This window comes from Variovorax sp. PAMC26660 (genome assembly GCF_014302995.1).
Classification (GTDB): Bacteria; Pseudomonadota; Gammaproteobacteria; order Burkholderiales; family Burkholderiaceae_C; genus Variovorax.
In genome coordinates, this window is sequence record NZ_CP060295.1 from 5970049 (window position 1) to 5996004 (window position 25956).

General features: G+C 67.6%; 19 protein-coding genes. 14 read left to right on the forward strand and 5 right to left on the reverse strand.

The features are described 5' to 3' along the window. The first annotated feature begins 14 nt into the window (after positions 1-14). The 4 genes from H7F35_RS28170 to H7F35_RS28185 all read left to right on the forward strand — a co-directional run bounded on the left by H7F35_RS28170 (position 15) and on the right by H7F35_RS28185 (position 14664). Positions 15-407 carry a hypothetical protein gene (locus tag H7F35_RS28170; RefSeq protein ID WP_187109812.1) on the forward strand — a complete coding sequence of 131 codons (393 nt, stop codon included), beginning with the start codon at positions 15-17 and terminating at the stop codon, positions 405-407. Further along, on the forward strand, positions 404-13201 hold the full coding sequence (locus H7F35_RS28175) for a filamentous hemagglutinin family protein (protein ID WP_187109813.1): 12798 nt from the start codon (positions 404-406) through the stop codon (positions 13199-13201). Before H7F35_RS28170 ends, H7F35_RS28175 begins: the two co-directional genes overlap by 4 nt. Before the next feature lie 118 nt (positions 13202-13319). Beyond that, positions 13320-13934 carry an RNA polymerase sigma factor gene (locus H7F35_RS28180; RefSeq protein WP_187109814.1) on the forward strand — a complete coding sequence of 205 codons (615 nt, stop codon included), beginning with the start codon at positions 13320-13322 and terminating at the stop codon, positions 13932-13934. A 100-nt stretch (positions 13935-14034) separates the two neighbouring features. Further along, entirely contained in the window at positions 14035-14664 is a 630-nt protein-coding gene (locus H7F35_RS28185) for a transposase (protein ID WP_187109815.1), read from the forward strand. A gap of 30 nt (positions 14665-14694) precedes the next feature. Here H7F35_RS28185 and H7F35_RS28190 read toward each other — a convergent pair whose 3' ends face one another. Beyond that, positions 14695-15150 (reverse strand): type II secretion system protein N, encoded by a 456-nt coding sequence (locus tag H7F35_RS28190; protein ID WP_187109816.1) that lies wholly within the window; start codon positions 15148-15150, stop codon positions 14695-14697. 155 nt (positions 15151-15305) lie between these two features. Here H7F35_RS28190 and H7F35_RS28195 point away from each other — a divergent pair, with 155 nt between their 5' ends. The 7 genes from H7F35_RS28195 to H7F35_RS28225 all read left to right on the forward strand — a co-directional run bounded on the left by H7F35_RS28195 (position 15306) and on the right by H7F35_RS28225 (position 20337). Further along, entirely contained in the window at positions 15306-15800 is a 495-nt protein-coding gene (locus tag H7F35_RS28195; protein ID WP_187109817.1) for a prepilin-type N-terminal cleavage/methylation domain-containing protein, read from the forward strand. Positions 15801-15803: 3 nt separating this feature from the next. Further along, the gene (gene gspI / locus H7F35_RS28200) at positions 15804-16196 is read left to right on the forward strand and encodes a type II secretion system minor pseudopilin GspI (RefSeq protein ID WP_187109818.1); all 393 of its coding nucleotides are present in this window, start codon (positions 15804-15806) and stop codon (positions 16194-16196) included. Next, entirely contained in the window at positions 16197-16808 is a 612-nt protein-coding gene (locus tag H7F35_RS28205) for a prepilin-type N-terminal cleavage/methylation domain-containing protein (protein ID WP_187109819.1), read from the forward strand. It abuts the gene before it with no gap. 45 nt (positions 16809-16853) lie between these two features. Beyond that, the gene (locus H7F35_RS28210; RefSeq protein ID WP_187109820.1) at positions 16854-17348 is read left to right on the forward strand and encodes a protein tyrosine phosphatase; all 495 of its coding nucleotides are present in this window, start codon (positions 16854-16856) and stop codon (positions 17346-17348) included. Positions 17349-17373: 25 nt separating this feature from the next. Continuing rightward, the gene (locus tag H7F35_RS28215) at positions 17374-17757 is read left to right on the forward strand and encodes a PaaI family thioesterase (protein ID WP_187109821.1); all 384 of its coding nucleotides are present in this window, start codon (positions 17374-17376) and stop codon (positions 17755-17757) included. A 278-nt stretch (positions 17758-18035) separates the two neighbouring features. Continuing rightward, positions 18036-18539 carry a hypothetical protein gene (locus tag H7F35_RS28220; protein ID WP_187109822.1) on the forward strand — a complete coding sequence of 168 codons (504 nt, stop codon included), beginning with the start codon at positions 18036-18038 and terminating at the stop codon, positions 18537-18539. A gap of 304 nt (positions 18540-18843) precedes the next feature. Continuing rightward, the gene (locus H7F35_RS28225; RefSeq protein ID WP_187109823.1) at positions 18844-20337 is read left to right on the forward strand and encodes a lactonase family protein; all 1494 of its coding nucleotides are present in this window, start codon (positions 18844-18846) and stop codon (positions 20335-20337) included. A 146-nt stretch (positions 20338-20483) separates the two neighbouring features. Here the strand turns inward: H7F35_RS28225 and H7F35_RS28230 are convergent, their stop codons facing one another. The 4 genes from H7F35_RS28230 to H7F35_RS28245 all read right to left on the reverse strand — a co-directional run bounded on the left by H7F35_RS28230 (position 20484) and on the right by H7F35_RS28245 (position 23182). Then, positions 20484-20906 (reverse strand): hypothetical protein, encoded by a 423-nt coding sequence (locus H7F35_RS28230; RefSeq protein WP_187109824.1) that lies wholly within the window; start codon positions 20904-20906, stop codon positions 20484-20486. A gap of 161 nt (positions 20907-21067) precedes the next feature. Further along, positions 21068-21415, reverse strand: coding sequence for a hypothetical protein (locus H7F35_RS28235; protein ID WP_187109825.1), 348 nt, complete (start codon positions 21413-21415; stop codon positions 21068-21070). A gap of 283 nt (positions 21416-21698) precedes the next feature. Beyond that, on the reverse strand, positions 21699-22016 hold the full coding sequence (locus tag H7F35_RS28240) for a hypothetical protein (protein WP_187109826.1): 318 nt from the start codon (positions 22014-22016) through the stop codon (positions 21699-21701). A 272-nt stretch (positions 22017-22288) separates the two neighbouring features. After that, positions 22289-23182 (reverse strand): LysR family transcriptional regulator, encoded by an 894-nt coding sequence (locus H7F35_RS28245; RefSeq protein WP_187109827.1) that lies wholly within the window; start codon positions 23180-23182, stop codon positions 22289-22291. A gap of 125 nt (positions 23183-23307) precedes the next feature. Here H7F35_RS28245 and H7F35_RS28250 point away from each other — a divergent pair, with 125 nt between their 5' ends. From H7F35_RS28250 to H7F35_RS28260, 3 genes are all read left to right on the forward strand, one after another. Next, the gene (locus tag H7F35_RS28250; protein ID WP_222621977.1) at positions 23308-24024 is read left to right on the forward strand and encodes an SDR family oxidoreductase; all 717 of its coding nucleotides are present in this window, start codon (positions 23308-23310) and stop codon (positions 24022-24024) included. A 181-nt stretch (positions 24025-24205) separates the two neighbouring features. After that, complete coding sequence (locus tag H7F35_RS28255; RefSeq protein ID WP_261803384.1) at positions 24206-25312, forward strand: putative FMN-dependent luciferase-like monooxygenase; 1107 nt, start codon at positions 24206-24208, stop codon at positions 25310-25312. Then, positions 25309-25956 (forward strand): CMD domain protein, encoded by a 648-nt coding sequence (locus H7F35_RS28260; protein ID WP_187109830.1) that lies wholly within the window; start codon positions 25309-25311, stop codon positions 25954-25956. The genes H7F35_RS28255 and H7F35_RS28260 overlap by 4 nt, the downstream gene beginning before the upstream one ends.

Sequence of the window (25956 nt, forward strand, 5' to 3'; positions counted from 1 at the left end):
GATCGTCATGGAGGATGAAACAGACGCTCCCCGACGACCCGACGCGCGCTTCCCGCGACGCCGAGGCCTGTCTGGACGAGGCGCTCGACTTGCTGGTGCGCCTGAACCGGATGCGCGCCAGCGATGCTGATGAGCAAGCCGAGCAGGAGGCGCGTGCGCTGCGCCGCTGGTGCGCGCGCAGTGCGGCGCATGCGCAGGCCTGGCGCGAGGCCGTGGCGCTGTGGGCGCTGCTGCTGCCGGCCGCGCGCAGCATCGCCGTGCCACGGGCCGCCCGTCGCCCGGGCAGTGCCCGCCGTCCACTGATCGCGAGCACGGCGGGCGACATCCGCGTGGCCGCGCGCGGAGCAGTTTCAGACACATCTTCCACGCACTTTCGCCGCAGGCAATCCAGGCAATCATGGTCTTGAATTCGCACATCTCACGCACGCGTTCGTTCGCGGCACAACGCACCACGGATGGGAGCGAACTTCACCCGGCGCCGCTGGCGCGCGCCATCGCCATCGCGCTCGCCACGTTGGGCACGTTGGCCACGGCGCAGGCGGGCCAGGCCTTCAGCCCCGCGTGGATGGCTGCGAAGGGCGCGGCGCAGGCCGACGCGATGCAGACAGGCCGGCTGCCCAACGGCATGCCGGTATCCACGCTCAACGGGCCGACCGCGCAGCGACAGCAGGCCGAGGCGCAGTTGCAGCGCTCGCTCGGCAACCTCAACCTCGCGGCGCAGGCCATCGCCGCGCAGCAGGCGGCGCAGGCCGCGGCGCGGCGCGCAGCGCAGGACGATCCCTCGTCGGTGCCCGATGGCTTGGCCGAAGGCGGCTTGCGCGTCGACACCAACAGCCTTACCGCAGGCTGGCTCAATGCCAACGTGCCGGTGCAGTCGCAGGCCAACGGCCGCACCAACGTCGCGATCCAGCAGACCGCCGACCGCGCGATCCTGAACTGGGAAAGCTTCAACGTCGGCCGCAACACCACGGTGCAGTTCCAGCAGCAGAGCGACTGGGCGGTGCTCAACCGCGTCAACGATCCGCAGGCGCGGCCTTCGCAGATCCAGGGCCAGATCAAGGCCGACGGCACGGTGTTGATCGCCAACCGCAACGGCATCGTCTTCAACGGCACCAGCCAAGTCGACACGCGCAACCTCGTGGCGGCGGCCGCGAAGATCAGCGACGAGCAGTTCAAGGCGCGCGGCATCCACAGCGCGAAAACGAGCAACAGCTACGCGCCGAGCTTCACCGACGCGGGCGGCGCGGTGAAGGTCGAGGCGGGCGCGCAAATCACCACGGCCACGCCGGCTTCCGTCAAGCAGGGCGGCGGCTACGTGCTGATGCTGGGTCAGGACGTGAGCAATGCCGGCATCATCACCACGCCGCGCGGCCAGGTGCAACTGGCCGCCGGCGACTTCTTCATCGTGCGGCCTGGCCAGGGCACGGCGGCCAACCAGGGCGCCACCACGCGCGGCAATGAAGTGGCGCCGCAGTTCAATGCCGACAGCACAGCGGGCCGCGTGGTCAACAGCGGTCTGCTGCAAGCGCCCGAAGGCGACGTCACGCTGGCCGGTCGCAAGGTGGTGCAGGACGGCGTGGCGCTGGCCACCACCACCGTGGACACGCGCGGCACGATCCACCTGCTGAATTCGGCCAGCGACAAGCTCGGCAGTGTCACCGTGACACCGAAGGCGTTGAACGCTGTCCTGATCGATGACCGGAACGGCCGCACAGCGCTGGACAGCCAGCGCGATGCGCTGATGATGGGTGCGCCACGCGAGCTGGCGAGCGTGACGGGTGTCTTCGACAACCTCTCGCTGCTTGACGACCGGCGCGACCTGTCGCGCATCGAGATCGTCTCGGGTGGCAACGTGTTGTTCGAGGGCGGCTCCATCACGCTGGCCACCGGCGGCCAGCTCGCCGTGAGCGCGGGCAAGGCCACCGGCCGCACCACCGTGGCCGACGGCGCGCGGCTCGACGTCTCGGGCGCCGTGGGCGTGCAGGTTGCGATGGCGTCGAACAACATCGAGATCAACATCCAGGGCAACGAACAGCGCGATTCGCCGCTGAACCGCGACAACGCGCTGCTGAACAACCGCAACGTGTGGATCGACCGCCGCAAGCTGCAGCGCCTGGCCGCGGGCACGGGCGGCTACGACAAGGACCGCTGGTACACGCCGGGCGGGCTGCTCGAAGTCGGCGGCTACCTGGGCCTGCAGGGCCACAGCATCGGCGAGTGGGCGGGACAGGGCGGCAGCGTGACCTTCACCGGCGGCGAGGTGGTCACGCACGCGGGCTCGAACATCAACCTGTCGGGCGGCACGCTCGACGTGCAGACCGGCATGATCCGCCAGAGCTGGCTCAAGGGGCCGGACGGACGGCTTTACGAAGTCTCGAAGGCGCGCGACGACATCGCCTACACCGGCCTTTACCGCGGCTTCGAAGACGAGCACAAACGCTGGGGCGAAAAGACCACGGGCTTCTTCTACAACCCGCTGATCGGCCCGCAGCAACGGCTGGAGAACGGCTACACGGTGGGCCGCGATGCGGGCCGGCTGGTGGTGGCCACCGATGCGGCGGTGCTGGAAGGCGGCATCACTTCCTCGGCCTACCAGGGGCCGGGGCAGGTGAGCCGGCCCGATGCCGGGCTCGACGGCTACGCACAGTCGCACGACGCGGCGGCGCGGGCGGCGCAACTGATCCTCGGCAGCTACGTCACCAGCTACAACGCCGATGCGTCGTTGGGCCCTGTGGGCGCCTTCCGTCTGTTGGCGCCGACCTTCAAGCGCGTCGTCTTCGGCACCACGCAACCGGACATCGGCGCCGGGCTCTCGCCCGACACGCCGCTGCCGCCCGAGCGCAAGGACGCGCTCTACATCGACAGCGAACGCCTGAACGGATTCGGGCTCGGCGAGCTCACGGCGCTGGCTAGCAACAGCGTGAAGGTCGAGAGCGCGCTGTCGGTGGTGCCCGGCGGGCGCATCCGTCTGCATGCAACGCAGGTCGCGGTCGATGCCGACCTCACGGCGCGTGGCGGCAACATCGTGCTGGGCAATCTGCTGGGCAGCATGACCAACACCGGCTTCAAGGAAGGCCCGTTGCCCGCGGCCGCTGACACGCCGATCGAGGTGGTGGTGGCCAAGGATGTGAAGCTCGATGCGCGCGGCCTGTGGAGCAACCTGCAGCTTGATCGGGGCAACGCGCGCGGCCTGCCGTACATCGACGGTGGCAGCGTGGACATTCGCAGCTCGGGCGCGGTGATGCTTTCGGCCGGCGCGCTGATCGACGTGTCATCGGGCGGCGCGGTGCTGCCCGGCGGCAAGACGCGCGGCGGGCGCGGTGGCGACGTGACGCTGTTTGCCGACATGCAGCCGGTGGACAAGAACAGCCATGCGCTGCTGACCGTCGATGGCGAGATCCGCGGCTATGGCGTCAATGGCGGCGGCACGCTGCGGCTGGCGTCGGGTACGGGGATCATCGTCGGCGGCAAGAACGTGGGAGGGGGCCTGCTCGAAGCGGGCCACGCGGCGCTGACCGATGCAATCTTGCTGCAGGACTACCAGGTCCGCGCGGGCGACATCCTGCCGGTGGACTACAGCTACCAGCGCACGCGCGCGCTGCCGGGCGAGGCCGTGTCGTCGGCACCGTTCTTCGATGTCAACGCGAATGCTGTCACGCTGGCGGCACCCTGGAAATTGCCGGATGCGGTCGGTACCAACACCGGCCTCTATTCCGTGAGTGCCATCGTCAACGGCAGGTCCCAGACATTTCGGGCCTACACGACGAACGATGCCGACGGGAAAAAGAGCGACACGGTGCCGGCGGGCGCGAAGGTGACGCGGATCTCCATCAACGGCGACAACTTTCCCAAGGGCTACATCGTGCCGGCCAGCGTGTTCCCGACAGGGTTCGCGATCATTGCCGAGACATCGACGGTGGGCGCCGGCCGTGTGGCGTTCGCCGACTTCACGATCAAGAGCGGCACGCGGATCGGGGCTGGCGCCGTGTTCACGCGGCCGGTGGCCACCAGTGCGAACGTGGCTCTCGATCCCGGCGTCTTCCAGTCGGGCTTTGCGCGCTACGACGTCAACGGCCACATGGGCGTGGTCGTGGCCGACAACGTTGCGCTCGATGTGAAGATGCCGGTCTACCGCTTCACCGACACGTCGAGGAACTTCGCCACCGGCGAGCAGCCGGCGAACGCGCTCGAGCTTTGGACGCCACCGGTCTGGACCGAAGACCCGATGAAGAGCGTGCTCACGCAGCGCGGCGGCGCGAGCCTGGTTCTGCAATCGAGCGTGGGCACCGGCATTGGATTCATGATCAGCGGCGTGGTCGATGTTCGGCCGGGCGTGGCGATCACGGTCGACCCTGGCCAGTCGATCTCTTTGCAGGGCCGCGATGTCAGCGTTGACGGCCGGTTGGTTGCGCCCGGCGGCACGATCGCGATTGGCGGCGGAAACGCGGATGTGGCAGGAAGCGGCCTGATCTGGATCGGCGACCATGCGGTGCTCGATGCCGCATCACGCGCCGCCACCGCGCGGGATGTGTCGGGCCGGACCTATGGGCGAGTTGCCGATGGCGGCACCATCCGCATCGGTGGTGCGCTGGACTGGGAGGCCACCGGCCAGGCCGGCGCGGCGAATGCCTTCATCGTGCTGCGGCCGGGGGCGCTGCTCGATGCGTCGGGCAGCAGTGCCGTGCTGGACATCGGGACCGGCGTTGGCACGGGCGTGGCGGTGGCTGGCAATGGCGGCTCGATCGTGCTCGCTTCGACCCAGGGCCTGTACCTCGACGGCACGATGCGTGCCGCCTCGGGCGGTGCCGGTGCCGCAGGCGGCACGCTCGGGCTGGCACTCGAGTCGACGAACTACCCGATCGATCGGCCCATCCGCGGGGACGTTCTGCACCATCGCGAACTGGTACTGGCGCAGACGCAGGGGGCCAGCGCGGTGGCGGCGGCGCAGACCTTGCCCGATGCGCGCCTGCTCCTGGCCACTGGCACGGCGCGCATCGGTGTCGACCGGATCGAGGCCGGCGGCTTCGACAACCTCTCGATGCTGGTCTTCGGTCCGTTGAGCTTCGATGGCAATGTGGCCCTGCGCATGGACCAGAGCCTGCGCCTGTATGCGGGCACCTATGCATTGGGTGAGAGCGCCGCCGCCGGGTCGGCGGTGTCGCTGTCGGCGCCCTACGTGCGGCTTGCGGGCGTGACGCACCCGCAGCTGGACCGCAACACGCTGCCCGCGGCCCTATGGCGAAGCGGCGCGGGCGCCACACCGTCGCTGCAGGAAGAGACCGGAACGCTGTCCGTACGGGCCGACCTGATCGACGTCCGCGACTCGGTCGGCTCCGGCACAAACGTCGAGATCGACCAGCGCAGTGGGCGCTACACCGTGGATCGTCGTGGCTTCGCGATGATGGATCTCAACAGCAGCGGTGACATCCGCCTGCTCGGCGGCTTGGGCCCTCTTGGCTCCGACCGGACCACCGAACTCTCGACGCCAGGCAGCATGACACTGACCGCCGCGCAGATCTATCCGGCGACAGGTGCCAATGTCCAGATCCTGGCCGGCTTTCCGCTTCCGGGCTTTGATCCCGAAACGGGCCTGCCGCGCAACTACGCATCGGGCAGCGTGCTGGCCATTCGCCGCCAGGGCGATGCCGATCCGGCCATGCCTTACTCGGCCTTTGGCAGCCTCATTCTCGGGGCCGAAACCATCGAACAGGGCGGCGTCGTGCGCGCGCCGCTGGGCCGGATCATGTTGGGCTCCCATGAAGACAATTCGACCGCCAGCCTGGTGAACCTGCTTGCGGGCAGTCTCACCTCGGTCAGCGGCGCAGGGTTGGTGATGCCCTACGGCGGCACGACCGATGGCCTGAGCTACAGGTACAACGGCAAGCCCGTGACGCCGGACAGCGTCGGTGGCATGGTGGCATCCGGAGGCGCCACTGTCGGGCGCGGCATCGGCCTCAAGGGCAGCCACGTGGATGTTCAGAACGGTGCAGTGCTCGACCTGTCGGGCGGCGGCACGCTCGCGGGTGCCGGCTTCGTCGCGGGTCGTGGCGGCTCGGTCGACATCCTGGCCACGCCGTTGGCCAACGCCAATCCGGCCAACAGCTACAGCAGCGCGAAGAACACGGTCTATGCGATCGTTCCCGGCTACGCGGGGAGCTATGCACCGGTGGCGCCCGAAGCGGGTTTCGGCACGCCGGGCATCGGGCAGCAGGTCACCGTGCCGGCGGGCGTGCCGGGCCTGGCGGCCGGCATCTACACGCTGATGCCGTCCAACTACGCCCTGCTGCCCGGCGCGTTCCGGGTGGAGATCGGGGCTACGGACCCGCTCGGCATTCCAGGCGTCAGCAATGTCGGCGGCGGCTCCTGGCGCATGGCGGGGCAGTTGAGCGTGACCAACAGCGCGGTTCGCGAGTCGCTGCCGAACCAGCTCATCGTCACGCCGGGCAGCCAGGTGCGCAGGCATTCCAGCTACAACGAGACCGACTACAACGCCTTCGTGCTGGGCGATGCGGCGCGGCACAGTTTTCTGCGCGGCATGATCACCTCGGACGCGAAGACGCTGGACATCTCGCTCGTGAAGCCGGCCGATGCGGACACCGAGCGCACCAGCCTGAAGTTCGACGGCGAAACGCGCTTAGGTGCCGAGCCCGGCACGCCGGGCTACAGCGGTACGGTCAATGTGCGCCTGCTCGGCGAGGTCCTGGCGCCGGGGCAGGCTGCCACTGACGGCCTGGTCGGTGCCTCCGTCCATGCCGACGAACTGAACAAGCTTCACGCGCCGCGGCTCGTGCTCAATGGTGCGATCACCACGAGCTATGGGAAAAACGGTTACCTCGCCGAGGTCGTCGCCGACATCCTTCGGCTCGACCTGGTGCTGCGCAGCGGCGCGAGCCTGTCGGCCGGCGATGTCTTCCTCACGGGTGGCAGCGACTCCAATGGAGACCGCCGCATCGTCATCGAAGAGGGCGCATCGATCAGCACGATCGGCAAGGCCAGCGGAGGCTTCGATTCGCGCGCGGGCTACCTGTTCACGGGCGCCGGCGTGGTGGCGCTCTCCAACGGCTGGCTGAACCTGCAACTGGCGCCGCCGGTGGATGGGTTGACCACCACGGTGGCCATCGACATCGGCAGTTGCGTGAGCACCGTCTGCGGCGGCACGACGCGCCTGGTGTCCGAAGGCACGCTGGCCATCGCCACCGGTGGCGCGCTGACGCTGACGCCCAAGGTCTCCTACGGCACGCGCAACCTGTCGCTCGCGCTGGCTGCCATCAATCTCGGGGAAGACGCGGGCATTGCGAACGCGGACGCCAACGGCCAACTGCCGCGCGGCCTCGTGCTGAACCAGGCGAAGCTCGACCAGCTGCTGGCCGGCAACACAGCCATCGGCGCACCGGCACTGGAAACGCTGACGCTCAATGCGCGCGATGCCGTCAACGTCTTCGGCTCCGTGAAGCTCGACGCATCGGGCCTGCAGCGGCTGGTGCTCGGTACGCCCGCCATTTATGGCTATGGCGCGGCCGGCGATGTGGCTGCAATCCGCGCGGGCGAATTCGTCTGGACCGGCTCCGCAGCGGCGCCCGGCGCGGCGATGGCCGCGCTGTTGGGCGACGGCACGCTCGACATTGCAGCCCGCTCGATCGTGCTCGGGCCCGGCCCTTATGCGCAGCCGGACGGCGTGACGACCGACGCGCGCGTGGCGCTCGGCTTCGGGAACGTGAAGCTGACGGCTTCCGAGCGCGTCAGCTCCAGCGGCAGCAACACGCTCGCCGTGTACCGGCGCCAGGGCGACTACACGCCGGGCGAGGGCTATGCGTACGAAGGCGGCAACCTGCGCATTGCGGCGCCGGTGCTGACCGGGCAGGCGGCATCGAAGACGCGCATCACCGCGGGTGGTGCCATCACCGTGGCCGCAGCCTCCGGCGCGGGCGCATCGAGCGATGCATTGGGCGCGACGTTGGAACTGAAGGGGCAAAGCATCGCCGTCGACGGCAACATCGCGCTGCCTTCGGGCCGGCTGGTGCTGTCGGCCACCGACGACATCGTGCTCGGCGCAGCCTCGCGCATCGACCTGTCGGGCCGCAAGGTGTCGCTGTTCGATGTCGACAAGTACAGCTGGGGCGGGGACTTCGTGCTGTCGAGCGCGGCCGGCAACATCACCCAGGCGGGCGGCTCGCTCATCGACGTTTCGGCCCGCTTCAACCGTGGCGGCACCATCGACGCCACGGCGCTCGGCGTGGGTGCCGGCCATGTCGATCTGGCCGGCGCGATCCGCGGCGCCAGCAGCGGCACCTACGACGCCGGCGGCACGTTCGTGCCCTACGACGCGGCCGAACTCACGGTGCGCGCGCAGACCCTTGGCGACTTTGCAGGCCTGAACAGCCGGCTGAACGAAGGCGCCGTGTTCGGTGCACGCCGCTTCCAGATCAAGCAGGGCGATCTTGTGGTGGGCGACGGCGTGAAGGCGCGCGAAGTGTCGATCGCGCTCGACGGCGGCAGCCTGCGCGTCGATGGCCGCATCGATGCGAGCGGCTACCAGGTAGGCTCGATCCGCCTGGCGGCCAAGGGCGACCTCATGGTCAACGGCACGCTCGATGCACACGGCACAGGCCTGCGCGTGGACAGCTACGGCAAGATCATCGACAGCCCGAACCGCGCGGTGGTCGATCTGACAAGCAGCGACGGCACGCTGACGCTGGGCGCCGGTGCACGCATCGACCTGCGCGCCGGCACCGACGTGGCCGTGGGCACCGGTGCGGGCCAGAACGACGGCCGCGCGCGCGGCACGCTTGACCTCAATGCACCGCGCGTCGGCACCAACGACGTGGCAGTCACGGTCAATGGCGCGCCGGTCGTGCAGGGTGCGAAGAGCGTGGCGGTCAATGCCTTCCGCCGCTACGACGACATGCCGCTGGCACCCCAGGCCGATGTGTCGGGCTACACGCCGCAACTGATCAACCAGTTCGAGCTGGACCGCATCGACCGCGACAGCCAGGCCTTCATCAACGCTGCGCTCGGCAACACGGCCTTGAGCAACCGCCTCGCGGGCCTGGGCCGCTACCACCTGCGCCCCGGCGTCGAGATCGTCAGCAACAGCGTGACCAATCCGCACGGCGATCTCACGGTCGACGGCGACCTCGATTTTTCAGGCTACCGCTATGGCCCCGACGCCAACCGCGGCGATCCGGCGCGGCTGGGCTTCGGCGAGCCCGGCCGGCTGGCGATCCGTGCCGCCGGCAGCCTCAACATCAACGGCAGCATCAACGACGGCTTCGCACCGCCCGCGGCCACGCCCGGCGACAGCAGCTGGGTGCTGACCAGCGGCAGCAGCAGATTCGGCGGCGACATCGTGGTGCCGATCGATGGCGTGAAGCTCGAGATCGGCACGATCTTCCGGGCCGGTGTGGTCCTCAATTACCCCGTGACCGTGGTGACCGATGCCGATGTGCCATTGCCGGCCGGCACGCGGCTGCCCGTGGATGCCGTGCTCACGAGAGAAATGAGCCTGCCGGCGGGCACCGTCGTGGGGGCCAATATCTACAACGCCGACGGGACCGTGGCCTATGCCGCGGGCACGGTGCTGCCAGCCTCCGTGGTGCTGGGGGTCGACATGCGGCTGGGCGCAGGCATGGCGCTGCGCTCGGACGCCTACGTGGCCGCGCTGACCTGGCCCAAGGGCGTGCCCTTGCCGGTGGCGATGACCACGACCGAGCAGGTCGAGCTGAAGCGGGGCTCGCTCATCCCGTCGATGACCACGGTGCAATTGCAGGACGGCCTGCCGGTCAACCTGCGGCCGGTGGTCGACGGCGCGCAGGGCCGCAACTGGGCCGTCGCGCCGATGCTGGGCGCGGGCGCCACCTCGTGGGACCTGAAGCTGGTGGCAGGTGCCGACCTCGGCGCGGCCGACCGGCGCGCGCTCAACCCTGCTTCGGCAGGCGCCATCCGGTTGGCCGACACGCACTATGTGGTGGACCCTTCGCTGGACGGGGTCGGCAGCGGCAACTTGTCTCCCGACGCCTTCAGCGTGCTGCGTACCGGCACCGGCGACCTCTCGCTGATTGCAGCGGGCGACATCCGCATGGACTCGCTCTACGGCATCTACACCGCCGGCACGGCGACGCCTGTGGATGCGACCTACAACCGTGCGCGCGGCACGGGCGCCGACGGCACGGTGATCGGCGCGCAGTCCGACCTGCCCGAATACGCCGGGAGCCTGGCCGCCTACAGCGCCTGGTACCCCGATCAGGGCGGCAATGTGCTGGTGGCTGCCGGTGGCAGGCTCGTGGGTGACCTCGGCGGCTCCCAGACCGTCAACGCGCGAGGGACCACCAGCGCCGTCGCCGGCAACTGGCTGTGGCGGCAGGGCTCGGGCACGGCCACCGTCGGTGCCGCGATTCCGACAGCCTGGTGGATCAACTTCGGCGCCTACACGGCGAACGATGCCAGCGCGCCCGGCCTGACCGGCTTCACGGGCATCGGTGCGCTCGGCGGCGGCAACGTCGCGGTGCGCGCAGGCGATGACGCTGGAACGATCGGCCTGCGTGGAGAAAGCGCCAGCAGCACGATCATGTCGGACCGCAGCGAGGCTTTGGTGGTCGCGGTCGGGAGCACCGGCCGGGTCGGTGCCGACGGCTCGCTCGCGCTCACGGGCGGTGGCGACATCGACATGCGCATCGCGGGTGCCCTGAACCCGAATCGCAAGCTGGCCCCCCTCGGCTCCATCGAAAAGCTCTCGCTCACGGGCGCCGTTGCCAATCTGCGTGGTGCCACGCAGGTGCGCGCGGCGTCGATCGGCAGCCTCGGGCGCATGTATGGCGTCGACACCATCGATACGCGCGGCGTCGATCCGTTCGCCGCGACGCGTGCCGACGCCAAGGGCGGCATCAACCTGATTCCGGGCGACACGGCCATCTACCTGCAGACGCTCGGCGACCTGGCGCTGGGCACCGCCGCCGACCCGGGGCGCAGCGACACGCCGAACAGCTCGGCCTTCTCGGTCAACGCAGAGGATTTCAGTGGCGGCGGCCAGGGGTGGTTCAGTCTCTGGACCGGGCGCAGCGCGATCAACCTGGTGTCCGCAGGCGGCGCATTGACGCCCAGCATGGCAACGACAAGGGACCGCAGCCAACTGTCCACCACGCCCCGTGACGTGTGGACCGTTTATCCCTCGATCTTCCGGGCGGCAGCCCTGACCGGCAGCCTTTACTACGGCCAGGCCGCCATGCTGTCGACGCCGCCCCCGGAAGCGGGGAACTTCGGCCTGGTCCTTGCACCTTCCCCGAAGGGCGAACTGGAGATGCTCGCCGGTGGTTCGATCTATGCCGGCCAGTCTTCGGTGAGCATGTCCGGCGCGGGCACGCCGTTGCCCACGCCGTTCAATCCCGCGTTCGTGGGGAGCGACGGCCAGGGCGCTGTGCTGGTGACCAACGCCTCCAGCGACGGCGCAGCGGTTTCCGACAAGAAGTTCAACGGACCTTCGCTCTTTGCCTTCGGCCCGAACAGCGCACAGGTCCGGCTGGATCGCGCCGCCGATGCGCCGCCCATCCGTTTTTATGCGGCGGGTGGCGATATCGTCGGGCTCAAGACAGGCGAGACCGTGGACAGGAACAACGGCGCGCAGACCTGGTACAACGGCGCCGGCCCGACCTGGATCAAGGCCGGCCGCGACATCGTCAACACTGGCGATGCACCCGGCGCCACGACGCCGGGCACCGGCGATTTCGGCGGCCCTACCAGCGTGCGTGGCAACCTGATCGTTCACGCCAACCCCACCGACGTTTCCATCGTCTCGGCCGGGCGCGACATCCTCTATGCCAACTTCGATGTCGCCGGCCCCGGCACGCTCGAAGTCTCTGCCGGCCGCAACCTGCTGCAGGAAGACCGCGGCGGCATCGCCTCGATCGGCCCCGTCGCATCCGGCGACAAGCGACCGGGTGCCTCCGTCGCGCTCATGGCCGGCGTCGGCGCCTCGGGCCTCGACATGTCGGCCATCCGTGCGCGCTACCTCGATCCGTCGAAGCTCGCGGCGTCAGGCACACCGCTGGCCGAGCAGCCGGGCAAGGCCGCAAAGACCTACGAAGTCGAACTCGCCGCTTGGCTGAAGGCGCGCTACGGCTTCAGCGGCAACACCGCGCAGGCGCTGTCGTACTTCGATGGCCTCGCACCCGAGCAGCAACGCATCTTCCTGCGGCAGGTGTACTACGCCGAGCTGCGCGAAGGCGGCCGCGAATACAACAACACGGCCAGCAGCCGCTCAGGCTCGTACCTGCGCGGCCGCGAGATGATCGCCACGCTGTTCCCCGACAACGACGCGGCCGGCACCCCGATCGCGCGCAGCGGCGACATCACGATGTTCGGCGGCTCGGGCGTGCGCACCAATTTCGGTGGCGACATCGAGATGATGGCGCCGGGTGGGCAGATCATCGTGGGCGTGCAGGGCGCGGTGCCGCCGGCCACGTCGGGCGTGATGACGCAGGGGCAGGGCGACATCCGCCTGTTCAGCGACGGCAGCCTGCTGCTGGGCCTGTCGCGCATCATGACGACCTTCGGTGGCGGCATCCTGGCGTGGTCGGTCAAGGGTGACATCAACGCGGGCCGGGGCTCCAAGACCACGGTGCTGTTCACGCCGCCGAAGGTGGTGTACGACAACCTGGGCAACGTCGAGATCTCGCCGCAGGTGCCGAGTTCGGGCGCGGGCATCGCGACGCTGGCGCCGATTGCCGAAGTGCCGCCGGGCGACGTCGACCTGATCGCGCCGCTGGGCACCATCGATGCGGGCGAGGCCGGCATCCGGGTGTCGGGCAACGTCAACGTGGCGGCGCTGCAGGTGGTGAATGCGGCCAACATCCAGGTGAAGGGCGAATCGTCGGGCCTGCCGGTGATTGCGTCGGTGAACGTGGGCGCATTGACCAATGCCAGCGCGGCCGCCTCGCAGGCCAGCATGGCAGCACAGGACGCGATGCAGCGCGACCGCGCCGCCGCACGGCAGGCGCTGCCTTCGGTCTTCACGGTGCGGGTGCTCGGCTTCGGCAACGAACCGGCCGCCGGCAACAGCAACAGCGATGCGCCGGCCGACAAGGCTTCCAGCACGCCGGTCAGCTACAACCCGCGCAGCGTGATCCGCGTGCTCGGTGGCGGTGGCAGCCTGCCGCCTTCGGCGAGCCGGCAACTGACGGACGAGGAGCGCGCCAACCTGCAACGCTGATCCGCGCCCGGCGCCCCGGTCGACGGGCGCACCTGTTCATTTCTTGTCTCAAGGCCTGGCCCTTCCCGCAACCGGCGATCCCGGGCGCGGGCAGGCCGGGCGTTCAGCGAAAACCATCATGACCCCCAACACCCAGGCGATTCGCAGTGCGCCGGACCGGTTCTCCATGCTGTTCCCATCGGTCTGGCGGCTGCAGGACGAGCGCATCGCGCTGTCGGCCGTGGCGGCGCGTGCACCGACGAAGACAACGGTGCCCGCGATCGATCTGCAGGCGCATCTGGCAGCGCACTACAACGCGCTGCACCGGCGGCTGGAGCGCCAGCTCGGGTGTGCGGACCTGGCGAGCGAATGCCTGCACGAGGCATGGCTGCGGCTGGGCGAGCGCCGCTCGCAGGAGTCGCCGGCGAACCCCGACGCCTACATCTACCGCGTGGCCTGCAATCTCGCGATGGACAGCCTGCGCACGCGCAAGCGCTGGCTGGGCCTGAACGACGAAGGGGCGGATGTCGATGTCATCGCCGACCTGCAGCCCGGCCCCGAGCTGATCGCCGAGGCCCGCTCGGAAGTGGCGGCGGTCGACCGCGCCATGCAGCGCCTGCCGCGCCGCCATCAGTCGGTCCTGCTGGCCTTGCGCTGGCACGAGATGTCGCGCCAGGAGGTGGCGCGGCGCCACGGTGTGTCGGTGCGCAAGGTGGACACCGCGCTGCGGCAGGCCCTGGGCGTGCTGCGTTGATGATCGATCAGGGAGTGGATGACCGGATGCGAGGCCTCTGCGCGTGCCGCCGTCACGCATCCTGTTGCACAGTCATTCGGGACGTGGAGGGAGTCAGATGATGAAGTGGATGTCGCCCATGCGGGTCACCATGCAGGAGCTGGATGCCAAGCTCTCGAAGATCGTGGAGCGGGCGCGCGAAGAGCCGGTGGCGGTCAACCGCTACGGCTCGCCGTGGGTCTGGATCGTGAGCCACCAGGCCTGGGTGCAGGCCGATAACCTGCGTGCGCTGGTGCCGCAGAGCCACCCCCTCGTGCCGCTGCACGACCTGGTGGAAGACGCGCTGCGCTACGAGCGCGACCTGCTCGCCGACCTGGAACGCCAGCACGGCAGCACCATCGGCGCGGCAAGGCTGTTCAAGTGCCTGATGCTGCAGATCATCTATTCGCTGGAAGACGGCGAGAAGGTGCACGAGAGCCTGACCTACAACATGCTGTTCCGCTGGTTCGTGGGCTTCGAGAAGTTCGCCGACGAGCTGCCCGCGCGCGCCGCATTCACGCGCGAGCTGAATGCCGTGGGGGCCGATGCGCGGGCGGTGCGCGTCATCACGCGCTGCCTGTCGCACACCTTCCTGCCGGAGTCGGGCGATGGCGACTTCCGCGTCAACCGCGGGCTGCTGCATGCGCTGTCGGCCTGGGCCTCGGCGCCGTCTGGCGCGCCCGGTGCGAGGCCGCACGAAGTGGTGCGGTAGATGCCGGCCCGCCGGCGCGGCGTGCGGACGCTACTGGCGCGCCGCGTCGGCCGGCGTGGCCCTGACGATGCCCGGCGTCGCGGGCTGCGGGATCACCGGCGCTGCAATGCGCTCGGGGGTGCCGGCCTTGTCGATCACCACCGCATCCGCCTCGATGGCCTTCAGCGTGACCGAGCGGGCCAATGCCTCGCCGACCTGGTAGGGCCTTGCGGGCGCGTCGTTGACGGCCAGCACCACGACGCCCTGGTCCGCGCTCTTGATGAGTCCCTTGACCGCGATGTTCGCGCGCAGCTCGCCGGGGCCGAACCATGCGGCGAGCGCATCGGCCGTGGGGTCTGCCTGCGTGCCCTGCACCTGCGCGGGGGCTGCATGCGGCGCGGGCTGGCGCAGCAGATGGGCCCATGCCGCCACGCCCGCCACGACGAGCAAAAGACCCACCGCATGAACGATGTACTTCGCGAAGGGGCGGGCGGTTGCGGTGGTCATGGCTTTCCTTGTCGCGGGTGCTGGGTGGCGGGCTTCGTGTCTATCACAGGGGTGTTGGGGTTTCGTGTCAGTGCTTTCATGCGCGCATCACACAGGCCTCCTAGCATGGGCGGCGGCCTCGTGAATCCTCCGGGCGCCGCGACATGAAGGTGCGCATGCCACAGGGAACCTTGCAAGCCGGCGAACGCGGCTTCTCGCTGATCGAGCTGATGGTCGTGATGGTCATCGTCGGCATTGCGACCGCGGCAATCAGCCTGAGCATCGCGCCCGATCCCGCGCAAGACCTGCGGCGCGATGCGCGCGAACTGGTGCAGCACCTGGCGGTCGCGCAGAACGAGGTGCGCGTCGACGGCCGCGTGATCGCGTGGCAGGCGAATGGCGATGGCTACAGCTTTGCGCGCGGCACCTGGCATGCCGCGCCCGGCAGCGCGATCCCGGTGGTGTCGACGGCGGGCGCGCTCGACACCTTCGTGCGCGACGATGAACTGCGCCCCCGGCAGTGGCGCGTGACGCCGGTGGAAGTCACGCCCGCGCGGCCGGTCTTGCTGACCTCCGAGCCCATCGGTGCGAGCTGGCGCATGGAGCTGCGCCACGGCAGTGCAACCGTCGTCGTACTGCGCGATGCGGCGGGCGGCTACGAGGTTCGATAAGGCATGCGCGCACGGCCTTCATCATCATCGTCCCCGCGCATCGGCGGCTTCACGCTGATCGAAGTGCTGATGGCGCTGACCATCGTCAGCATCGCGCTCGCGGCCATCGTGCGTGCGTCGAGCCTGACCATCACCAACCTTGGTTTGCTGCAGCAGCAATCGCTCGCGATGCTGTCTGCGGAGAACACGCTTGCGGAGTTGCAGATCGGGCAGGGCCCGAACACGCCGGGCGTTGTTCGCAGCCCATGCCCACAGGGTGGCGTGCGGCTGGTCTGTCGGTTGGAACTCAGCCCCGCCGTCGACGGACTGCGCGCGGCAACGGTCGATGTGTACCTTGCGGAAGAGGGCGGCAACCGGCTGGCCTCGCTGCGCACGCGCCTGCAGGAGACCCGCTAGATGCAGCCGCGACAGCAAGCTGGATTCACGCTGATCGAAGTCATGATCGCCATCACGCTGATGGCGGTGCTGAGCGTGATGGCATGGCGCGGCCTCGACAGCGTGACGCGGGCCAACAGCAGGTTGGAGGAACGCACGGAAGGCATCGCCCGCCTCATGCGCGCGCTCGATCAATTGGAGCGCGACGTGGCCCAGCGCGCCACCACCGAGTTGTCGCCGGCCGCCGCCATCGAACTGCTGCCGTCCGCACTGCAGGTGCGCAGGCAGAACGACTTGCCGTTTTTTTTAGAGATCGTTCGTGCCGCACCGGCCGCGCCGGGCTACTGGCAGCGCGTGCAATGGTGGCGGCGCGGCGACGCGCTCTATCGGGCCACGGGCGCGGCTGCCGCTTCGTTTCCCTTGCCGGCACCGGATGCGGCCGCGCGCGTGGCGGTGCTGGATGCGGTTTCCGTTTTCCAGCTCCGCGCATGGGAGCCCGGCCAGGGATGGCGCAACCTGCCGGGCGTTGCACCCGCGCGCGCCGCCGCGACAGGGCTGGAACTGGAGCTTGGCATCAAGGGCAACGGGGATGGCGGCGTGCAGACCTTTCGGCGTGTGTTCGTGCTCAATTGATGCGTTGCCGCAGGGGTCACGAAGCATCGCTATAGTCAGGGCTCCATGCAAAAACGAATAGCGGTGATCTTCGTCTCGCGGCGAAATTCATTGCGCAGCATCCTCGCCGAAGCTTGCCTTGCGCATCTGGACCCCATGCGGTTCTCGGCCCATTCCTGCGGTCAGCCGGGGCAACTTGCCGGCGCGATCCATCCCGCGGCCATCGGTGCGCTGCAAAGTGCCAGCATGCCCATTCCGAACAGGGGGCTGCGCAGTTGGGACGAACTCGCGCGATCCAATTCGGTCGTGGCCGACTTCATCATCACGCTCGATGCCGCCTGCCAGCCCCTGCAGCCGTCGTGGCCCGGCCAGCCCGACGCCGCGCTGTGGGCCTACCCGGACGTGGCCGCCGGCAAGGATGCGGAAGAGACCGCCCATGCCGCGATCCAGATGCTGTTCTCGCTGCGCCGCCGGCTGGAGCTGCTGGTCAGCCTGCCGATGCACGGGGCCGACAGGGCGGCGGTCCGCTCCGACGTGAGAGACCTCGGGTACATGCGCTAGCCGCGCCAGGCCTCAAACTCGCACCATGAAACATCCCTTTGCCGAACTGATCAATCTGCACTTCGAGGAAGCGAAAGCCGGCTCGAGCACGGTGACGCTGGTCACCGCTTCTCAACACCTGAATCCGCATCAAGTGGTTCATGGTGCCGTCTTGTTCGCAATGGCCGACACGGGCATGGGATCGGCGCTCTATCCCACGCTCGACGAGGGCGAGATCTGCGCCACGATCGAGATCAAGATCAACTACTTCAAGCCTGTGTTTCAAGGCAAGCTCGTCTGCAAGACGGAGCTGCTCAACCGTGGCAAGGCCGTTGCCAACCTGGAGTCACGGCTGTATCTGGACCAGGTCCTCGTGGCGCAGGCGAACGGGAACTACGCCATCTTTCGTCCCCGGCGCGCCGAGGCCTGACTGAGCCGCATCCGGCGGGTTTTGTTTTTCTGGGTTTGGAATTTGGCGGCTGAATTGCGGCCTTGGCGTTGACGCGGAGACTGTTGTGGCGGTGCGTTGCCCCGAGCCCAAGACTGTAATCGGCCAGGACCGGACGGTGCTCATCAAAGTCGCGATGCACCGCAGTGCGCCAGTTCAGCGACAGCACGATCCGTTGTCAAGAATTCGAAGACCGGAATCGGCGCGTGTGAATTCGATGCCCTCGATAGATTGACTGCATCCAGTCCTTCGGGCGCACCATGACATTCGCATCACCCCCTGAAACGATCAAAGACCCCGATCAAGCCCTGCCGTATGCCACGGTGATCGGCGACTTCATCCGAATACGCCGCATGTCTTCGATGGCTCCCCACGACGAGTGGATGGCCACGCTGCCCGACGCGACAGAAGTAGTGGTCGATGATGAAGAAGGACGCCCCGACGCTGCCGATATAGAGAAGGCAATTTCGGTGGTCCAGTGCCGGGCCTATCTCGGCAAACGAGCAGTCCAGTTAATCGCACCTTTTCTTCCGGGAGATGGAAAGTGGCGACTCTTGACCATTGATTTCGGCGCCGAAGCGCGTCGATACGAGAGCGAGTTTCTTATGTGCTTCGCCTTTGTCCCGGTCAATTCCACCCTCTCTCGAGCGAGCCCGTATTTTGAGGTCGGATTCTCTATGGCGACCGGCGCGCGTGCCGAAGATACGCCGACGTTCAATGTGACTGTGAAGGCAATCGTCGGCATCCCATTTCCTTTGCCGTAGTGATGCACGAGCCCGCAGACAAAGCCCGAGGCCGCGCTACGACCACGGCCTTGCTTGGTCATCTTCTGTGGCCGCTTTCGAGTGACGCCGATGTCAGGTTCAGGCCCGTTGCGGCTGTACACCACGCTCCCAAGCGGCCGCTCGGAAGACCCGGTGCGACATGCACTTGCGCACTGCCCCTGCGGACCGCCCCCGGGGTTTCCAAGACGCACTCACACGTTTTGGTGAGTGACTCCTTGTGATGAGGAAACTACGCTTACATAAGTCCACATCTTGTTGCGCCTGTTCCCCGGTGCCCAATTTCATGTTCAAGCTTTTCATGCGCCGCACCGCTGCCGCGCTTCTTTCGTCTGGACGTCCAAGCCGCATCGGCTGGACTCTTATCGCCAGCGCGACGTTCGCGATTGCAGCCTGCGGCGGGGGAGGCAGCGGGGGCTCTCTCTCACCCCTGCCAGCAGCGCCCGCCGCACCAACGGCCCCAGCGGCGCCGGTCGCACCGGCGGCCCCAGCAGCGCCCGCGCCCTCCGCCCCCATCTACACCGTAGGCGGCAGCGTCACCGGCCTGCTCGGCACCGGGCTGGTATTGCAAAACAACGCCGGCGATGACTTGGCCATCACGGCCAACGGCAGCTTCAGCTTCGGCTCCGCGCTGCCCAGCGGCGCGAACTATGCGGTCACGGTCAAGAGCCAGTCCAAGATCCTGACCCGGGTCTGCACCGTCAGCAACGGCGCCGGCACTGTCGCCGATGCCACCGTCACCAACGTGGCGGTGACTTGCGCCGCGCCCGCAGCCCGCTTTGCCTATTCAGAAGATTACGTCGGCAACACCCTGTTGGCCTTCACCATCGATGCCAGCACCGGCGCCTTGAGCCGGATACCCACGCCGGCGGTGGTGACGGGGAATAGCCCCGTCTCCATCGCGGTGGACCCCACAGGCCGGTTTGCCTACGTGGTGAACGGCGGCTCCCGCAACGTGTCGGCCTACACCATCGATGTCAGCACCGGCGTCTTGAGCCCGATGGCCGCGCCGGCGGTGGCGACGGAGAACAGCCCCACCTCCATCACGGTGGACCCCACAGGCCGGTTTGCCTACCTGGCGAATACCTTCTCCAACAACGTGTCGGCCTACACCATCGATGCCAGCACAGGCGCCTTGAGCCCGATGGCCACGCCGACGGTGGCGGCGGGGACTCGCCCAAACTCCATCACGGTGGACCCCACAGGCCGGTTTGCCTACGTGGCGAACAACGGCGACAACAACGTGTCGGCCTACACCATCGATGCCAGCACCGGCGCCTTGAGCCCGATGGCCACGCCGACGGTGCCTGCAGGGAGCTTTCCCGTCTCCATCGCGGTGGACCCCACAGGCCGGTTTGCCTACGTGACGAACTTGACCTCCAACGACGTGTCGACCTACACCATCGAAGCCAGCACCGGCGCCTTGAGTCCGATGGCCACGCCGACGGTGCCTGCAGGGAGCTTTCCCACCTCCATCGCGGTGGACCCCACAGGCCGGTTTGCCTACGTGGCGAACTACATCTCCAGCAGCGTGTCGATCTACACCATTGATGCCAGCACCGGCGCCTTGAGCCTGATGGCCACGCAGACGGTGGCTGCAGGGGGTGTGCCCGTCTGCATCACGGTGGACCCCACAGGCCGGTTTGCCTACGTGGTGAATGGCCTCACCAACAACGTGTCGGCCTACACCATCGATGCCAGCACCGGCGCCTTGAACCCGATGGCCACGCCGACGGTGGCGCTGGGGAACAACCCGCAGTCCGTGGTCTTGTCCAGGTAGTCGTCAGCCATGGAGAAGTCGAACGCCTGCGTTTTCGGAAAAATTGTGCCTGGCCGCTGAACGGCTGCTGTTGGCCGAAGTTTGCCGGACGCGGCAAGCGGGAGGTGGTGGCTGGCTGTTGCCTCAGTGGGTTGCGTCGCTGCGGCTTAGGCATCGGCATACGCACGCAGCATTCGGCCTTCATTTCCGCTGGGCGCAACGTGCAGCAAGATGGCTTGAGGTAACTCCACTGCTGGGTGAACGGCGAGGCGCTTGCAAAAAAAGAAGGCGTCGCTTAAGGGGCTATCGTCATGCCAAGTAGTGATGACGAATCGATCCTCGGGTATTTCTTTGAAGTTGAAGGCTTCAATGTTTGCAGCGTCGACCGAGTCGTCCCACAAACTGCAATTCTGACCCCACGCCATCATGTACAGACAGCCCGAGCGCACAAGCCAGTCGCTGACATCGGCACGCCAATCGCTAGAAACCACCCCTTCGATGACCACCACAGCACGAAAAGGAGCCAGGTGCTCAATACTGGGCAGAGAGTGGCCGGGCAGAAGGTGGAAGTAGACAGGGCATTCAGTCATGAATTTTTTTGACGCGCAATCTGGCCACGTTTCAACAAGGGTGCAGAAGCCGAAGCTGAGCCACTGACAAAGCTACAGCGAGCGGCGCGAAGGACTGCTCTTGACCGACTTCAGCCGAAGCACCGTCAATGGCGCTGGGCACCAAGCGGTCTTTGCGTTGATCAATAGTCCCAACTCATTTCAAGTGTCAACCCGTGCTCCCGCAGTGCGGCCTGAAGAGACGAACTCTCCTTCGCAGTAAATCCGTCGAAGTGGATTCGGGGGTACTCATTGCAACTTATGAAAAGATCTTGGCAAGGAGCCTCCCAAAGCTGAACTCCGTGACCGACCGACGCCTCAAGTACTTGGCGAGCGTGCTCCGGGGATTCGAGCGTCATCTCTTCACCGAGATTGCTCCACCCCGTGATCCTGGAGTCGCTCGGGTTCTGGAACTCCCATCCCAGCACATGCAACACTTCCAAGAGATGCGCACAACTCTCCTGCGGGAAATTGGCGATTTCTTTGGTCATGCTTTGGGGAAAACGTCGCCTTCGAAAATCTTGCTCGTGCAAGCTGGAAGTGTGGTTCTGGCCGCATTCTGCCTTTGCTCTATCGCGCCGCTGCGAAGAGGCAACGTGCTTGCTCGTGGTCCCACGCGCCTCCGCGGTCCAAGCACTTGTCTATCGACACCTCGCGTGCGAGCCAGATGCCGGCGGTCGCGACGACAACCGCAACAAGCAGCAAGGTGATTCCGAGGCGAAGCTGGGTGGTCATGGGGAAGGTCTGCTCCTGGCCGATTTCTGCCTGCGCTGGCTAGTAGCCAGGTAGCCAGGGCTCCCGTTCAATAGCGGCAAGATTTCCTTCAGCAAGGTGTTGGAACAGCTCGAGAATCTTGCTGACTGGCACCTCATCCATGTGCCGCTCGCCCCCGCCTTCCGCTTCGAGATTCTCGAAGGTGATGTAGCCGCCCCGCGATACACCCAAGCTCCACTCGGATTCATGGGCGACCGCCACGGAACCATGCTCGGTATCCTCCGGCCTATCTTCAAGCTCGCGCAGCAGCGCCAGGAAGTCCACGTTGGGGCCGCCTGGGTCCATGCTGCCGTAACGGTGAGTCAGAGTGAATGCCATGGTCGATGGTGGAAAAGGCTAAGGGAAAGTCTGCTTCTGGCCGACTGCGGCCGTCGGTCGTATTCTGCCGCGCCCTCCCGCGCCCTCCCGCGCCCTGCCCAGGGTGCGCGTAGCGCGGCTGGCGCCAGCGAAGCACCCCGCGGCGCCGGTCGTCGCCCAAGTCGATCCAGCGGTCGACCTCGGGGGTGGGCGGCGCTCTCTGTCGACAGCCTCGCGGTAGTTCCAAGTTCAGTGAAAGAAATTCCATCCCCAGTGAAACACGACAGCAGGCTTCACACCGCGTCGACGATCGCATCGATGGCCACCCTCAGCCTGGGCAGCATCACCGGCGCCGTGAGCCACAGCGCATGAATGGGCAGATGCCCCGCGAGCCGCTCGGCCATCAGCGCGCGAAGGCGGCCGGCGGCAAGGTCATCGGCCACCAGCCAGCGAGGCAGCAGGCCGATGCCGCGGCCGGCACGCACCGCGGCCAGGGTGAGCATGCTGCTGTCGGTGCGCAGCCGTGAGGGTGGCGACCAGCTCTCGATGCGTCCTTCGGCGTCGGTCAATTGCCAGGGCACAGCCTGGCCGCGATGCGTGGTCGTGATCAGCGCATGCCCCGCAAGATCGTCCTTTGTGGCCGGCTCGCCGTGCTGCTCGACGTAGCCCGCCGAAGCGCACATCACCAGTCCCTGCGTGCCGAGCCGTCGCGCCGTGAGGCCGGTCACATCGGGCAGCTCGCCGATGCGCACCGCGAGGTCGATGCCGCGCGCGAGCAAATCGACGCGCTCGATGTCCAGCGAGATGTCGAAGGCGAGCGCCGGATAGCGTTCGCCGAGCCCATACAGCACCGGCGCGATCACCTGCGTGCCGAACAGCGGCGGCAGGCTGACGCGCAATGTGCCGCTGGGCACCGAGGCCGCCTGCGCGAGCGAGGCCTCAACCCGGTCGATGTCGTCTGTCGCGCGCAGGCAGGCTTCTTGGTAAGTCTGGCCTTCGCGCGTCAGCGACAGCCGCCGCGTGGTGCGGTCGAACAGCCGCACCTGCAGGCGCGCTTCGAGCCGCGCGATAGTCTTGGCGATGGCCGATGCGGTCAGCGCCAGTCCGTCGGCGGCCTTGGCAAAGCTGCCTGCCTGGCAGACGGCCAGGAAGACGCGGATGGGGCTTTGCGGCTCGAGGTTGGACATGCAGGGAAAGGTGGAGATCGATTGCGGAACCCAGTGCGCGGGTCTCGCGAAATCTTATCGTTTTACCTGTGGGAGTGGCCTTCATAGCATCGATGCATGAGTTCAACCCACAACGAAAGCACCTCGTGAGCAACAGCACAGTCAAGACCTACGCCATCATCGGCGGCACCTCGGGCATGGGGTTCGCGCTGGCCCAGCAACTGGTGGCGCGCGGCGACCGCGTCCTCATCGGCGGACGTTCGAGTGAAAAAGCCGAAGCCGCGACGCAGAAGCTCGGCCCGCTGGCCACCGCGCGCACAGTCGACGCGAGGGAGCGCGCATCCATCGCCGCCTTCTTCGAGGGCAGCGGCCGGCTCGCCGGTTTGTTCACGCCCGGCTCGGTCAATCACTCCGTGTCGTTTCGCGAAGACTCGCAAGAAGCGGCCGAGGCCGTGTTCAAGGCCAAGTTCTGGGGCCAGTACTGGACCGTGCACGCGGCCTTGCCGCACCTCGCGCCGGATGCGTCGGTGGTACTGATGTCAGGCGCGGCCTCGGTGCGGCCCATCGGCGCGCCGGCCTATGCGGCTTGCAACGCGGCGGTCGAAGGGCTGGCCCGCGCGCTCGCGCTGGAGCTGGCGCCGATCCGCGTCAACTGCGTGTCGCCCGGCACCATCGACAGCGAGCTGTGGCGCAACAAGCCGCCCGAAGTCTTCAAGGCCGTGGGCGAGATGTGGGAGAAGCTGACGCTCAACCGCCGCTTCGGCACCGTGGCCGAAGCGGCGGGCGCGGCGCTCTTTTTGCTGGACAACGGCAACATGAGCGGCTCGACCATCTACGTCGACGGCGGCTACACGCTGCGCTGACACGACACGACACGACACGACACGACACGACGCGCGTGAAAAACAGATAAGCAAACTCCAAATCCGCATTTCCGGTGATGCGGTGTTGCGGGCAACACTCGAAGGCTTCTTCGCAACTTTTCCCTTCCGGATGCCGGGCATCAGATCGCGCACACCGTTCCCGGCGGAAGGCACCTCGATCTTGTCCCATCCTTCCTTCACACCCCGGCCTTCTGCGAACGCCGCGCCCCTGCGCCTGGGCTTCTTCAGCCGGCTGCTCGACGACGCAACCGCCGCCGAACGCTACAGGCTTGTCGCGGCGCAGATCGCGCATGCCGAGGCCTTCGGCTTCGATTCGGCCTGGGTCGCGCAGCACCATTTCCATGAACACGAGGGCGGCTTGCCGTCGCCTTTCGTCTTTCTCGCCTACGTGGCATCGCGCACCCGGCGCATTCGGTTGGGCACCGGCATCGTGACGCTGCCGCTGGAAAACGCGGTGCGTGTGGCCGAAGACGCGGTCGTGCTCGACCTGCTGTCCGGCGGCCGGCTCGAAGTGGGCGTGGGAACGGGCGGCACGCCCGAGGCTTTCGCCGCATTCGGGCTCCACAGTGACGACCGCTCGGCCATCTTCGCGAAGCACCTCGCCGTGGTGCGCGCCGCATGGGCCGGTCAGCCGCTGGTTGGCGGCGACACGCTGTACCCGGCGGCCTCGCAACTGCTCGACCGCATCTGGCAGGCTACCTTCTCGGTGAGCGGCGGCACGCGTGCGGGGCAGGTGGGCGATGGCCTGATGCTCTCGCGCACGCAGCCGCGTTCCGCCGAGGCACCGAACGCGACGCTCGCCGACATCCAGAACCCCATCGTCGATGCCTACCTGGCCGCGTTGCCGGCGGGCAAGGCGCCGCGCATCGTCGGTTCGCGCAGCGTCTTCGTGGCCGAGACCCGCGAGGAGGCGCTGCGCCTTGCCGACATCGGGTTGCGCCGCGCCGCTGCCCGTTTCGCCGCGTCGGGGCAAGCCGGCCTTTCGGGCCGTGTCGGCCCTGATGCCACGCTGGACGAACTGATCGCCGCCTACGACGTGCACGTCGGCGCACCCGACGACGTGATCGCCTCGCTGCGCGCCGACAGCACGCTGCAGCGCGTGACCGATCTCGTGTGCCAGGTGCATTCCATCGACCCGCCGCACGACGCCATCCTGCGCTCCATCGAACTGACCGCCACCGTGGTCGCGCCGGCCCTGGGCTGGGTGCGCGATGCGGGTGCGGCAGAACTTCATCAACCCGCCAACACGCTTCTCAAGGCCGCATGAACGCCATCGTTTCTCCTCCCGTGTCTTCCATTCCCGATGTGATCGACCGACTTGTCGGCGTTGCGCCGGGAGATCACATCGACCTCGTTCGCGCGCATCGCCAGGAGGCGCGCACGCATGCGCAGCAGAGCTACCTGTCGCTGTTCGCGCCCACGCCGCCTGTGTTCGGGCATTTCAATGCGGTGGACCGGTTCGCCGTTGCGGCCTTCGTCGCCGGCCTGCATGGGCAGGCCGATGTGGCGCGCTTTTATGCAACCGAACTGGCCGGGCAGGGCGCCCGTGCCGGCCTGGCCGAGGCCATTGCCGCAGAAACGAAGCACGGCACAGCGCAAGGGCCGTATGGCCGCTATCCCGCAGGGCCACTCAGTGCCGAAGACACGGCCGGCCCGTTGTATGCGGTGAGCGACACGCACCGCGAGGTGCTGGGCGGCCGTCTCTTTGCGGCCCTCGTGCACGCGCACCTGCTCGTGTTCCATCCGCGCGATGCGAGCCCGGCCGCCCTGCAGGCGCTGCTCGACGCAGGCTGGTCGAGCACCGAGATCGTGACGCTGTCGCAGCTCGTGGCTTTTCTTGCGTTCCAGATCCGCGTCGTCACCGGCCTGCAGGCGCTGGCCCAACGTCCCGCCCCCGCAACCACGGCTTGA